This is a genomic window from Butyricimonas synergistica DSM 23225 (assembly GCF_000379665.1).
Lineage (GTDB): Bacteria > Bacteroidota > Bacteroidia > Bacteroidales > Marinifilaceae > Butyricimonas > Butyricimonas synergistica.
Window position 1 is genome coordinate 173,920 of record NZ_KB903367.1, and the last position, 13,920, is coordinate 187,839.

The following is a 13,920-nucleotide window of genomic DNA, read 5'->3' on the forward strand; positions in this document are numbered from 1 at the left end:
ATTGTAAAGACAATTTTCAGCCTCTTTTTTTTATTTTCCCGCTGTGACGATATACATATCTTCCGGTTGGAGATACTTGTTTGCCATACGCATGATGTCCTCTGCCGTGCAGGTACGGATGCGATCGATGGTGCGAAGGTAAAACGTGTTGTCGATCCCGTAATTGAGTTTGTGTTTCAAGGCATCCGACTGGGCGAAGGCTCCATCAAGTTCCCGCAATAGTTCCCCGTTGAAATAGCTTTTCACGAGATGCAATTCTTCTTCCGGGACAGGTTCTGTTTGGAGGCGTCGGATTTCTTTCATGCACTCTTCGATGGTTGCTTCGGCTTGATCGGCATTGACATCCGTGGCAATCATCCAGTAGGCGGCTAATGGCATGGTGACGTTGTAAGAACCGATACCATAAGTATAGCCTTTCTCTTCGCGGATATTCGACATTAACCGGGAACCGAAATAACCGCCTAGCACCATGTTGAGCAACTGGAAGTTCGTGTAATCCTCGTCAAGCAATGAAACGCCCGCTTTGCCGATGCGGATGCTTGTTTGTACGGCGTCGGGTTTCGTTACATGGTATCTCCCCGGGGCGTAAGGATGTATATCAAATAGCTGTGTATCCGGCAAGGGAAGATTGCTCATGGGTGCGAAAGCCTCGCTGACCTCCCGGATAACGGTATCGTTGATATTACCGCAAAGCATGATGCGGCAATGGGATGCTTGAAAGCGTTCTTTATAGTACTTCATCAATATGTCGGGTGTGACCCGGTCAAAATCTTCGAGCGTGAAGCGATTGGCATAAGGGTGTGTATCCCCGTAAAGGCGATAAATAAATTCCATGCGTGCCAGATAAGCTGTCTTCTCGATATTTACCAAATGCTGTTGCTTCCTGTTGCGAATGTAAATTTCCAGTTCTTTTCGCGGGAAGATACTTTCGAGCACCATTTCTGCCACCATACGAATCGTTTCTCTGGCATACTTGTTCAAGGAAATCATGTTGATTTCCGATTTGTGCATACCGCAATTGAAATCTACGTATGCCCCGTGGTAATCGAAAAGTTCTGCAATTTCGGTAGACGTGTGTAACCGGGTTCCCTCGTTAAGCATGCTTAGCATGGTGGATGCCACGATCGGTTGGGGTTGGTAATACCCTCCGGTAGGGACAATCACGTCAATTTTGAATACTTCCTGGTTCGGGTCGTGCAGGTACACGATGTCGAGTCCGTTGGAGAGTTTGGTTTGCCGGTGTTCCCACAATGTCGGGCGGGATATTTCGGTAATAGGCGGTTCTATATTTCTATTCATGATAAATGCGCTAATGTTATTTTTCTTTGAGATACCACAACGTGGAGCAATTGTCGATCGAAAACAGTTCTTTTGCTGTTTGCTTTAACGTGTCCAATGGTACTTGATACCGCTTGCTCTCCGAGTTAATCAGTTCGATGTCCCCGAGGTAGTCAAAGAAAGCGAGGTTTGCCGATTTATTCTGGTAATTGATTTCGCTGTACGAGATGCGGGCATCTGTTTTGTTAATCACTTTTTGCAATTCCCGTTCGGTGATCGGGTCTTCGATAAAATGATTGATTTCGCTTTGTATAGCGGCTTCGGCTTCCTCGATTGCCACGCCTTCGGATAGTTTTCCGGAGAAAACAAATAGTCCGGGATCCATATCCCCGGTGATGTAGGCATCAATCTCGGAGAATAATTTCCCGTTTTTAATCAGGTTAATATACAAACGGGAGGATTGACCGTTCGACAGGATATCCGATATGATATCACAAGCGTAAAAATTGTCGGAACGGCGGTCGCCCATATGGTAGACTTTATAAATGGCGTCAGCGGGGACCTTGTTGTGCTCGCTGACCAGGCGGCGTTCCTCGGTTTGTCGTGGTTCGACGGGTACGGCTTGCCTTGTGTAATTGGCAGGAGCGATGTCCCCAAACCATTTCTTCACCAGTTCCAGCGCTTTTTCATCCGTGATATTCCCGCTAATACTAAGAATCGCGTTATCGGGAGCGTAGAAACGATGAAAGAAATCTTTCACTTCTTCAAGTGTGGCTCCAGCGATGTGGTCGATGTTTTTACCGATTGTGGGCCATTGGTACGGGTGTACCTTGTATGCCAGTGGGCGGAGTTTTAACCAGAGATCCCCGTAAGGGTTGTTGAAATACCGTTGTTTGAACTCTTCGATCACCACGTTTCTTTGCACGTCAAGTGACTTCTGCGAGAAATCAAGTGCCATCATTCGGTCGGATTCCAACCATAAGGCGGTTTCGATATTGGAAGCCGGGATCGTGATATAATAATTCGTGTAGTCATTGTTCGTGAATGCGTTGTTGTCCCCTCCGGCTTTCTGCACGTGGTAGTCGTAATTCGGGATATGCTTTGAGCCCCCGAACATCAGGTGTTCAAAAAGATGCGCGAATCCGGTTCGGTTTGGATCCTCGTTTTTTGCCCCCACTTTATAGAGAATATTCACGGATACGAAAGGGGTACTCGTGTCCGTGTTGCAAATAACGGTTAAGCCGTTATCTAGGGTATGGCGGGTGTATTTTATCATCTTTACATTTTTACATTTTCAAATTTTTCCATGGTATCGTTGAAATCGGCAATAAGGTCGCGTATCATCTCGGCAACTGTTTTTTCCTTGTGAAGCATAGAAGCAATTTGTCCTATTTCAAGTTCTCCTTCTACCATATCTCCTTCAAATATACCTTTTTTAGCCCTGCCTTTCCCGAGTAGTTGGGTTAATTGTGCGGCGTTGGCTCCGGCGTCTTCCAATGTTTTCACTTGTTCAAAGAATTCATTTTTAATGAGTCGGGTGGGGGCTAGTTTCTTTAATGCCAGCATCGTGCCGCCTTCGTCCGTGTCAATCACTCGTTGTTTGAATGCCGGGTGGGCGGATGATTCCGTGGCAATAGCGAATAGAGTCCCGATTTGTACTCCCTCGGCTCCCAATGCCATGGCTGCTGCTATCGCTTTTCCCGAGGCGATACCTCCTGCCGCGATCACGGGCAATGAAGTTGATTCTGCCACGTTCGGGATCAATGTCAAGGTGGTTGTTTCTTCCCGCCCGTTGTGTCCTCCCGCCTCGAATCCTTCGGCAACGACAGCGTCTACTCCGGCTTCTTCACATTTCTTGGCGAACAGGGCACTGCTAATCACGTGTACCACCGTGATGCCGTGTGATTTCAACAGGGAAGTCCATTTCTTGGGGCTTCCCGCGGAGGTGAATACGATTTTCACGCCTTCGTTGATGATGATTTCCATGAGTCGGTCTATTTCCGGGTAGAGTAAGGGCACATTTATTCCCCACGGTTTGTCGGTAGCCTGTTTCATCTTGTGGATATGCTCCACGAGAGTTTCCGGGTGCATCGATCCGGCACCCAAAAGTCCCAATCCGCCTTCATTACTAACAGCGGCAGCTAATCGCCATCCGCTGCACCATACCATACCCCCTTGAACGATCGGGTATTTTATATTGAAAAGTTTCGTAATTCTATTTTCCATGATCGATAATAAGTTATGTGTTTACTTTTTATTGATGCAAATTTAAGAAAATAGTTGGATAGCTTTCCGGGAAGAGAATAAAAAAGCCTTCGCCGGTAAGGACGAAGGCTTTATATGATTTAAGATAATTCGTTTATTTTTGGATATTCGGTAATTCCAATCCAAGACCTTTCTTCTTGTCTACTGCTTTGAGCACGAATCCCAAAATCAGGGCTGCTCCACCCAAGCAAGCCAACATCACCAGCGGGGCAGTGTAGTTGTAAGAAATAGCGGCTTGTTCAGGCGTGATTTTACCGCTTTGTAAATCGGCTACTAGTTGAGGGTTTGTGTTATCCAAAACTTTACCGATGAGCAAGGGGAATAACCACAACCCGATATTTTGTACCCAGAAGATCAACGCGTAGGCGCTACCGATAATTTTAGCATCCACCAGTTTCGGCACGCTAGGCCAAAGAGAGGCAGGAACTAGGGAGAAACTTGCACCGAGAACGAGAATCGTGATATAGGCTACGATAACTCCTCCAATGGCATCCCCTCTGAACGCCGGCAAAACAAAGGCGAAAGTAAGATGGCAAAGAATAAGTAATACGGAACCCATGATAAGCATGGAGGCAGCCTTACCTTTGTGGTCCACGTAATTACCCAAGATAGGAGTGATACCTACAGCCAACAACGGGAATACTGCGAATATGGTTTCCGCACTTTGGCGCATATAGCCCATGTAACAGAATATAATCAATGATACGACGGCTAATGCTAGTAAACCATATTTCATGCCTTTGCTTTTCGAGAAGTTGCTGGCAAAAGCTGCGGCAGCAACGACAAGCATTATACAATACTGGATTACCGTCACCGTGTTCGTCGCCCAGAATGAATCGGGATCAACCGAGGTGAAAGTCAGGTTACATTGCAACATATTTACGGCATATTTCTGGAAGGGGAAAATGGCTGAATAGTAAAGTACACAAAGTAAAGCTACCAACCAGAAGCCCATACTGGACATAATTTTGCCCAAGTCGCTGATTTTAAATGGATCATCTTTCTCTTCAGCTTCTCCGGTTTGTGCATCAAGTCTTTTATCCATGAAGAAATAGACGATGAACATGATAAGCGCAACGAGCAACAAAATAACACCGAAAGCTACTGAACGGGAAACATCGATGTTGCCGCCCAATTTGGCGAATACCGGCGAGAAGATCATACAGGAGGCTACTCCCAAACGGGCTAATGCCATTTCAGATCCCATGGCTAGAGCCATCTCGCGACCTTTAAACCATTTCACGATTCCGCGTGAAACCGTGATACCTGCCATTTCAACACCACACCCGAAGATCATGAAGCCTACCGCCGCGAATTTAGCTGACGCGGGCATTCCTTTGTAGAAAGGCGAGATGCCCAATTCGTCAAAACCGGGGATGTAATTCAAGTTGTTGGTAAACCAAGTGTCTAATCCGCTGCCTTGAAAGCTTTCGGTCACGGCGTACCAGTTAATGGTGGCGCCAACCAACATCACGACACCGGAAAGGATTGCCGTGAAACGAACCCCCATTTTGTCAAGGATGATTCCCGCGAAAATGAGGAAGAAGATGAAGACATTCAGAAATGTTTCCGATCCTTGCATTGTTCCGAATGCAGTAGAGTCCCACCCCCGGGTGGACTGCATTAAGTCTTTGATGGGCGATAAAATGTCCATAAAGATATAAGAACAGAACATGGCAAAAGCTAGAAGCAAGAGAACCATCCAGCGCATGGCTGCCGAATCTCTAAGAGTTTGTTGAATTTTTTCTACCATAATGATTTATTTATAAAAGTTGATTTTGCACACAAACGCTCAAAGGTAAAATAAAATATGGAAAATCTTTAAATTTTTTTCTCAATTCTGTACACGTTCCTGTCGCTGGCACTCCGGGAAACCAATTCCGCCAGGAATCCGGCTAGGAAGAGTTGTGTCCCTATGATCATGCAAGTCAGTGCGATATAGAAATAAGGATTGTTCGCCACGAGGGGTGCCCGAAGCCCGTCGGCAAGGGCAATTAATTTTTCGATGCCAATCCACGCGGCGGAGCAAAAGCCGATGATGAACAGCAATGTCCCCAGCGCCCCGAACAAGTGCATGGGCTTTTTGGCGAAACGCGTGATAAAGGTCACGGAAAGCAGATCCAGGAATCCGTTAATAAAACGGTTCAACCCGAATTTGGTAACCCCGTATTTACGCGCCTGATGGTGTACCACCTTCTCCCCGATACGGGTAAATCCGGCTTGTTTCGCCAGTATCGGTATGTAGCGGTGCATTTCCCCGTAAACTTCGATATTTTTGACCACTGCACATTTATACGCTTTCAACCCGCAATTGAAGTCGTGCAGCTTGATTCCCGAGAAACGTCGGGCTGTGGCGTTAAAGAGTTTCGTGGGAACGGTTTTGGTGATGGGGTCATATCTCTTTTGTTTCCACCCGGACACGAGGTCGTAGTCTTCGTCCGTAACCATCCGGTAGAGTTCTGGTATCTCGTCCGGGCTGTCCTGCAAGTCGGCGTCCATGGTAATGACCACCTCGCCTTGGGCATCCTCGAATCCGCAATGCAAGGCGGCTGATTTCCCGTAATTGCGGCGGAATTTAATCCCCCGTATTCGATTGTCTTTGGCGGAAAGTTTTTCAATCACTTTCCAGGAAGAATCATTGCTGCCATCGTCAACCATGATAATCTCATAGGTGAAATGGTTTGCCTCCATCACCCGGTTGATCCATGCCGCTAGTTCCGGTAGCGATTCTTCTTCATTATATAACGGGACAACAACAGATATATCCATGATTAGAATTGTTGAGGGTTAATCGGGGGTGTTTTTCTTTTTACCAGTCCGGCAATAAAGAGGGTGAAGGCAGCCCCGATGAATATTCGATTGAACATTTCACCGACCGCGATCACGATGGGCGAAAAGAATATTTCAGTTAATTTGTTATTGAGTAATTCTTGCAAATTCATGTTTTTGTACACCTCGTTCAAGATCGTGAGTGTAACCTTTTTGTACATGGCTAACAATTCCGCGTCCGCGGAGTAAAGGATAAACGTGTAGACGGCATTGCACAATGCCGCGATGGCAAGGATGTATATCCCGGTAGACAGGGCTTTCCCGTAAGAGATGATGCCGGAGAGGTGGTCGTCCCTGTATTTTTTCACCCCGATGAATATGCCGAATATGGTCAACATCATGGTGATATTGTTGAATTGCGGGTTTGCCACGATGCCTTTCCCCGCGTACACGAAGAGCAGGGAAGCGACAATAAAACTGGCACCGATCAGCCCGCCGAATAGCGTGTTGGGTTTCAAGAATGATTCGTTCGTCTTTTCCATTATTTAGAGTTCCTTTCAATATAATTGTGCCGCCCTTCTTAGAGAGATCATTTCTCCGGGTTGGGGCTTATCACCGTTCTCCATGTAATTGTATTGCAATAGTTTTGCCAGTTTGATCCCGTATATCTGGGAGATCATGTACATCGTGTCCCCCGGGCGACACTTGTGGAAGGTGTATCCCTTGGGGGCTTTGTTCTTCTTGTTTTTCAAGAAAACGTGCATCCCTTCGCGTATGGAGAGTTCGTTTTTATCATTGTAAGCCAAAAGTCGTTTCAAGGGAATCCCGAAATACTGGGCGATGCCTTCAAAAGTGTCACCCTTTTTCACCTTGATGCTGGGAATATTATTGATATAGACTACCCGGCTTTGATAGTTTTGGGTATCGCCGAGTTTGTAATTCAATTCGTTGGGGATTTTGTGATTCCTTTTCCCGGGTTTGTCGAATTGGTATAGTTCCTCTTCTTCGATGATCTTGATTAATTTCTGCGCGTAATCGGGTGCCGTGGCGTAGCCCGCTTTCTTCAAACCTTTTGCCCAACCCTTGTAGTCCGTCTTGGAAAGTTTGAACAAGGATGCGTACCGGGGGCGGGATACCAGAAATTCGCTATGGTCGACCCATGATTCTTCCGGGTTCCTGTATTTGCGGAAACATTCGTTCCGGCTGTCATCGTCCATGATGAAGCTTGCGCCGTTCCAGTTGTGGCATTTGATGCCGAAGTGATTGTTCGCGTTTATCGCTAACTTTGAATTGCCACAGCCGGATTCCAGTATGCCTTGAGCCAGCTTGATGCTGGCGGGAATCCCCGTGCGATCCATCTCCTGTATAGCGATGGATTTGTATTTTTTGATGAATGCCTTTCGACTATCGTTAGATGCACCGCATATGTTGACACATGTAAAAGTAAGAAATAAAATGACGTAAATCTTGCTCATGATTCGTGATAATGTTTTATATTGGCGGTAAAATTACGAAAAAAAATAGAATGGAGAAAGCGGAATTCAAGATAGATTACTTTCTGTACCGGGAATCTTACCCGCGAGGGTACGAAGAATTGTGTCGTGCTGCCTTGAAAGCCACGGAAAATGCCTATTGCGTGTACTCGGGTTTCGCTGTTGGGGCAGCCGTGTTGATGAATAACGGGGAGGTGGTTTGCGGCTCGAACCAAGAGAACGCGGCGTATCCTTCCGGGCTTTGCGCGGAGCGTACCGCTTTGTTTTATGCCTGTTCCGCTTACCCCGAAACCGGGGTGGCTGCCATTGCTATTGCCGCCAGGGATAAAGGGGTAGAGATTGACGAGTACGTTACGCCTTGCGGGGCTTGCCGGCAAGTCATGTATGAGGTCATCGAACGTTATCACGCGGACTTCGACGTGATTCTTGTCGGGAAGAAGCGCACCCTGCTGGTGAAGGCAAGCCTGCTATTGCCTTTTGCTTTTAAATTAGAGGTGCATTGACCGTAATTCTCGGGTATAGGGAGCTGGTCGGTATGCGATAGGGTGGTTATTGCCCCGGGAGGCGTGGTACTCGAGGGAATTAAATTTTCTTATTTCTTGTTAAAACGTGGGCGAACTGTAGGCAAACTGTAGGCTAAGAGTAGGCGATGCCGCCTACAACCCGCCTACAACTCGCCTACAACCCACCCGAATCTTTAGTTCTTGGGGAAGAAAAGGGTATGATTTGGAATTGAATGCCGGAATTGTTATTTTTGAACGGGAAAAGTCGCATTATGAATAAACAGAAAAAAGACATATTCGAAAACTTGTTCAATACTTATTATAAAGATTTGTACGTGTATGCCTTGAGTTTTGTCCGGGACGAGGAGGAGGCGAAGGATATTGTCACTGACGTGTATGAGTACGTGTGGAAGAATTTTATGCGGCTGGATGCTTCTGCTTCATTACGTCCTTTGTTGTACACGTTGACCCGTTCCCGGTCGCTCGATTTTTTGCGACGAGAGAAATCCAAGGAGAAGTTTTTGGCGTACCAACGAACCTTACCGGAGGCAGATGAGGAGTACGAGGAGCACGAGGAGTTGCTCGCGAAGGCAATGCGCGTCATCGAGAATATGCCGGCGCAGACGGCGGCAGTATTTCGCAAGTGTTTTTTTGAAAAGAAAAAATATCAGGAGGCGGGGGACGAGTTAAATATTTCTATTAACACGGTGAGGTGGCATATAACGAAGGCTATGAGTCTGTTACGGGAGAAGTTGACGGGTGAGGAAATCGTGTTGTTACACACTTTGTTTGTTAAAAAATAAAAAAATCTAGTTTTTAACCCACATCATTCGGGGTGCTTCACGTGTTATATATAAAAGCACAAAAATGAAAGTGAACGAGAAGAATGATCAACTGGAATTTGTCTTGAATGTACTCAATCATCCGGAATTATTGCAAGATGAGTATGTTCGGGAATGGTTGAGCCATGCGGAGAACAAAAAGTTGTATGAGGAGTGTCGTCTTTACCTGGAAGCGGGGTTGAAGTTGGAGGTGGGCGATTCCGTGGATGTAAGGCGTGAATTCGAGAAATTCAAGAGAAGAATGACGTCACCGACTCGTGTGTTGTATCGTTGGACTGCTGCGGTGGCAGTTGTGGTGATCCTTGTCGCGAGCGGTTGGTGGTTGATGAACGAGATGCCGTCGCGTGAAAGCGGGCGGGAGGTGATTGTAGGGATGCGGTCTGCCGTGGTACCGGGAAAGAATCAGGCAGTGCTGGTCACGGAAACGGGACGGGAGATTGTTCTGGGAATGTCATCCGGCATGCGGGTTATGGAGGAAGGGGGTGTCAACGTGACGGACGACAGTACGCGGGGTGTGAGGTACTCGGGTACGGAGGTTGGCGAGGTGCGTTACCACACGCTGAGAGTCCCGAAAGGGGGAGAGTATCGGATTGTGTTGAGCGACGGAACGGAAGTGTGGTTGAATTCGGAGTCCGAGTTGAGGTATCCCACGGTGTTCACGGGCGAGCGGCGAGTGGTGGAATTGAAGGGCGAGGGGTATTTTTCCGTGACGCGTGACGAACGCCAGCCTTTTATTGTGGTGGCGTCGGGCGTGCGGACGAAGGTGTATGGCACGGAGTTCAACGTGAAGGCGTACGCGGACAACAAGGTGGATGTGACGCTGGTGGAGGGGAAGGTTGCCGTGAAGCGGGCGAGTGATGATTCGGAGTATGCTTTGACTCCGGGACAGAACGCTCACCTGGAGGCGGGGGCGGTTCCCTTGATCGAGAAGGTGAATGTGCATAAATATATCGCCTGGAAGGAGGGGTATTTCTATTACGAGAATGAACGCCTGGAGGTGATCGTGAACGATTTGAAGCGGTGGTATGATTTTGATGTCGTGTATGTTGGTAGTGGCGTGAAGGATCTCAGGTTTGAACTTTGGTCCGGCAGGGATAGCGACATCGATGTGATCATGGGCTTGTTGACGAAAACCAACCGGGTGAGCGTGAGATTGGACGGACGCACTTTGATCGTGTCCGAGAGGGGCAAATGATTGTGTAATTATTACAAAAACAGGATTATAGAAACCTAAATTAATTCTTACCTATGATGAAAAAATGGAACGGTAGTGGTTCTGGCAATCGCGGGATTGGCGGGATCATCAAGAAGATTGTGTTTGTTCAATTCGTGTTGGCCTCGTGTATTTTCACGAGTGTGGCGTCGGTGGCGTCACAAAATAGGGAGGTGAACCTGACTTTCGAGGAGGTGTCTTTGTCCCAGGCGTTGAAGGAATTAAGTGAGGCTTCCGGTTGTAAATTTATTTTTAATTACGATGATTTGAACCGCTATAAGGTGACTGCCAGGTTGCATGGGGCGGATGTGGAGGCATGCCTGAATATTTTGTTGAAGGATAAGCCTTTCAAGTATAATCGCGAGGGCGAGTTTTTTGTGATCTCGTATAAAGAGGACGCCCGGAAGGACGAGGAATTGCGGGTGAAAGGTGTAGTGAAGGATGAGCAGGGTGTGCCATTGCCGGGGGTGACCGTTGTCGTGAAGGGTACAACCACGGGTATGGCTACCGATGCCGATGGACGTTTCGAGTTGCGGGTGAAGGAACGCAACGTGACGCTAGTATTTTCTTTCGTGGGAATGAAGACGAAAGAAGTGATTGCAGATGCGGACAAGGCGTTGGACGTGGTGATGGAGGAGGAAGCCGAGATGTTGGGGGAGGTGGTTGCCACGGGTTACCAGACGATTTCGCGTGAGAGGTCGACCGGTTCGGCAGTGATCGTTAATTCCAAGAAATTGGGACAGGTGCAATCTACCGATTTGATGACGAAGCTGGAAGGTATTACCCCGGGATTGATGAATTACGGGGGGATCATGTCTATTCGCGGGCGGTCGTCTTTCGCGGTGTCTTCCACTCCGCTGGTGGTGGTGGATGGGCAGGTGGCGAATGTCGACTTGAGCGCGATTAACCCGGATGATATCGAGTCGCTCACGGTGTTGAAAGATGCTGCCGCTACCTCGTTGTACGGCGTGCGGGCTTCCAATGGCGTGATCGTGATCGTGACGAAACGGGCAAAAGATAAGACCACGGACGTGAATGTTTCTGCCGGATTTTACGTGTATCCGCTCCCGAGTTTCGGGTATCAGGATTACGCGTCTACCGGCGATATTATTGATTTCGAGCGGGACTTCCTGTTGAGCGATCCTACTTACAAGAGTAATCCTGCCGATTATTTCGCGAGTAAGAATGACCCGACGACCCCGAGCCGGTTGACGGGAGTGGAGCAGTTGTATTACGAGATGTCTTTGGGAAATCTGACCGAAGCGCAGTTGGAGCAAAAGTTGGATGAAATGCGCAAATACGATTATCGAAAGGAGAGGCGGAAAGCGTTGTTGGAAACGGCAGTGACGCAGGATTACAATTTGTCGATAGCCCGGGGAGGAGAGAACTCCAATTTATTCGTGTCGTTCCGTTACCAAGATTACGGGCAGTATGCCAAAAGTTCAGATAGCAAGCGGTTTAGTGTTTACTTGAAGAGCGAAATGGATTTGGAGAAGTGGTTCCGGTTGACTTATGGTGCCAATGCTTATTTCACCCGGACGAAACAATCCGTGTCGGTGGATGATTTGGGTGTGGATCGTTCGGACGAGATTATGCCTTACGAGCGGTTGAAAGATGATGACGGGAATATGGTGTACCATTATTTCCACAATTATTATTTGTCACAGGATATAAATGAAACGGAAGGATTGAAGTTCATGGGATACAACGAGCTGGAGGCGTCTACCCAAAATATGCAAACCACGAGGGATACTTATTTAAAGTTGTTCACTCACGCGGATTTCAAGATCGTGAAGGGGTTGGATTTAGGTATGAAGTTCCAGTACGAGAGAAGTTACACGGATAAAGACCGGTACGACGAGCAGGATTCTTACATGATGCGTAAGACGATCAACGAGTTTGCCACCAAGAACATGTATAATAATTTCGTGTATAATATTCCGGATGGGGGACATATCAGAAAAGAGAGCAACCGGAGCGAGTTTTATAATTTCCGGGTACAGGCGAATTACCAGACCACGATAGGTGAAGACCATGATATCACGGTGTTGGTCGGTGGCGAGGTGCGACAAGATCATTGGCGTTCGTCCGGGAGCGAGGTGTACGGGTATGATAAAGACAAGTTGACTGCCGCGCAGGTGGATTGGTTGACTTTGACCCAAAACGGGGTGATCGGACAGTTGAATAGCGCTACACCGAGAAAGAAAAGCGAGTTTATTTTGAATGGTGATACTAAGCATCGTTACGTGTCGGCTTATGCTAATGCCGGTTATACTTACCTGGGACGTTACACGCTGAACGGAAGTATTCGCGTGGACCAGGCAGACCTTTTTGGTACGGACCCGAAATACCGGTATAGACCTTTGTGGTCGTTGGGCGCTAGTTGGAACGTGTCGGGCGAGTCTTTCTTGCGGGATGCCGATTACCTTGATTTGTTGAAGTTGCGCCTGACGTATGGAATCACGGGTAACGTGGATCAGAATTCTTCTCCTTATTTGTTGGGTGTGTATTTGAATTCTCCCTGGAGTAACGGGAACATTACGGATATTCTTGTGGCTCCGAACAAGTTGTTGCGCTGGGAGAAGACATCGTCTTTAAATGTCGGGATTGATTTCTCGTTCTTTGCACGGTTGAACGGTTCGTTAGACGTGTACCGGAGATATAGTTCCGATTTGTTGGCGAAGAAGTCCCTGGATCCGTCTTACGGTTTCTCGGAAGCGACCGTGAATAACGGGGAGATGAAGAACACGGGTGTGGAGCTGAGTTTGTCTTATGATTGGTTGAAAAAGAAAGACTGGTCGTTGAACACGATGTTTACAGCTGCATATAATAAGAATAAGATCAAGAAGGTCGGTTGCACGCCGACAGCCGCGGATTACATGTTGAAATCCCCGTATTCCTATTATTTGGAGGGAGATACTTACGGGACGGTGTATGCGTATTGTTATGCGGGATTGACAGAAACGGGCGATCCCTCGGTGTATGACGAGAATGGCGAGGTGCGGTCGAATACCGCTGTGGATGACATTCGGGCTTTGGTGGCGAAAGGACAATTGGCTCCGAAATGGAACGGGGCTTTAGGGTTGAATTTGAGGTGGAAGTCTTTGCAGTTGAACGCAAAATTCGTGTATTATTTAGGTCACTCGTTGCGTAATGATGTGCCGAAGTTGTATTCTATTTATAGTGACATCACGGGGTATATGCATAAAGATATAGCGAAACGCTGGACTCCGGAGAATACGAACACGGATGTGCCGTCTATGGGACCGAACGGGTTGGCGGTAGACCGTGAGATGCACTGGAAGTATGCCGACATGCACGTGTTGAGCGCTTCATTTATCAAGTGCCGCAATATCGGGCTTTCTTATACCTTGCCGCAAGAGTGGACGCGTATGTTGAAGTTGAAGAACGTGAACGTGCGTGCCCAGGTGAACAACCCGTTCTATTGGGCAAAGAATAAAGAGGGGATCGACCCGGAGGCTTTCAATGCTAACGAGGGAACTCGCGCGCAGGAACAAGTGACAACTTATGTTTTCGGTTTGAATATAAATTTTTAA

11 protein-coding genes are annotated in these 13,920 nt (G+C 47.5%); 4 read left to right on the forward strand and 7 right to left on the reverse strand.

The window, feature by feature from the left end:
- Positions 1 to 30 precede the first annotated feature (30 nt).
- From A3CY_RS0113215 to A3CY_RS0113245, 7 genes are all read right to left on the reverse strand, one after another.
- Entirely contained in the window at positions 31 to 1,299 is a 1,269-nt protein-coding gene (locus tag A3CY_RS0113215; protein ID WP_018338403.1) for a M16 family metallopeptidase, read from the reverse strand.
- A gap of 16 nt (positions 1,300 to 1,315) precedes the next feature.
- Positions 1,316 to 2,554, reverse strand: coding sequence for a M16 family metallopeptidase (locus A3CY_RS0113220; protein WP_018338404.1), 1,239 nt, complete (start codon positions 2,552 to 2,554; stop codon positions 1,316 to 1,318).
- A gap of 2 nt (positions 2,555 to 2,556) precedes the next feature.
- Positions 2,557 to 3,504: an NAD(P)H-dependent flavin oxidoreductase gene (locus A3CY_RS0113225; RefSeq protein ID WP_018338405.1), complete on the reverse strand. Its 948-nt coding sequence runs from the start codon at positions 3,502 to 3,504 to the stop codon at positions 2,557 to 2,559.
- A 133-nt stretch (positions 3,505 to 3,637) separates the two neighbouring features.
- The gene (locus A3CY_RS0113230; RefSeq protein ID WP_018338406.1) at positions 3,638 to 5,296 is read right to left on the reverse strand and encodes an MFS transporter; all 1,659 of its coding nucleotides are present in this window, start codon (positions 5,294 to 5,296) and stop codon (positions 3,638 to 3,640) included.
- Positions 5,297 to 5,364: 68 nt separating this feature from the next.
- Positions 5,365 to 6,312 (reverse strand): glycosyltransferase family 2 protein, encoded by a 948-nt coding sequence (locus A3CY_RS0113235; protein ID WP_018338407.1) that lies wholly within the window; start codon positions 6,310 to 6,312, stop codon positions 5,365 to 5,367.
- Between the two features lie 2 nt (positions 6,313 to 6,314).
- Entirely contained in the window at positions 6,315 to 6,854 is a 540-nt protein-coding gene (locus A3CY_RS0113240; RefSeq protein ID WP_018338408.1) for a DUF4199 domain-containing protein, read from the reverse strand.
- Positions 6,855 to 6,869: 15 nt separating this feature from the next.
- Positions 6,870 to 7,787 carry a glucosaminidase domain-containing protein gene (locus A3CY_RS0113245; RefSeq protein ID WP_018338409.1) on the reverse strand — a complete coding sequence of 306 codons (918 nt, stop codon included), beginning with the start codon at positions 7,785 to 7,787 and terminating at the stop codon, positions 6,870 to 6,872.
- Between the two features lie 50 nt (positions 7,788 to 7,837).
- Between A3CY_RS0113245 and cdd the strand changes: the two genes are divergently transcribed.
- The 4 genes from cdd to A3CY_RS0113265 all read left to right on the forward strand — a co-directional run bounded on the left by cdd (position 7,838) and on the right by A3CY_RS0113265 (position 13,920).
- Positions 7,838 to 8,308: a cytidine deaminase gene (cdd, locus tag A3CY_RS0113250; protein ID WP_040371830.1), complete on the forward strand. Its 471-nt coding sequence runs from the start codon at positions 7,838 to 7,840 to the stop codon at positions 8,306 to 8,308.
- A 272-nt stretch (positions 8,309 to 8,580) separates the two neighbouring features.
- Positions 8,581 to 9,111: an RNA polymerase sigma-70 factor gene (locus tag A3CY_RS0113255; protein WP_169503654.1), complete on the forward strand. Its 531-nt coding sequence runs from the start codon at positions 8,581 to 8,583 to the stop codon at positions 9,109 to 9,111.
- A gap of 64 nt (positions 9,112 to 9,175) precedes the next feature.
- The gene (locus tag A3CY_RS21060; protein WP_018338412.1) at positions 9,176 to 10,345 is read left to right on the forward strand and encodes a FecR family protein; all 1,170 of its coding nucleotides are present in this window, start codon (positions 9,176 to 9,178) and stop codon (positions 10,343 to 10,345) included.
- A 53-nt stretch (positions 10,346 to 10,398) separates the two neighbouring features.
- Complete coding sequence (locus tag A3CY_RS0113265; RefSeq protein WP_018338413.1) at positions 10,399 to 13,920, forward strand: SusC/RagA family TonB-linked outer membrane protein; 3,522 nt, start codon at positions 10,399 to 10,401, stop codon at positions 13,918 to 13,920.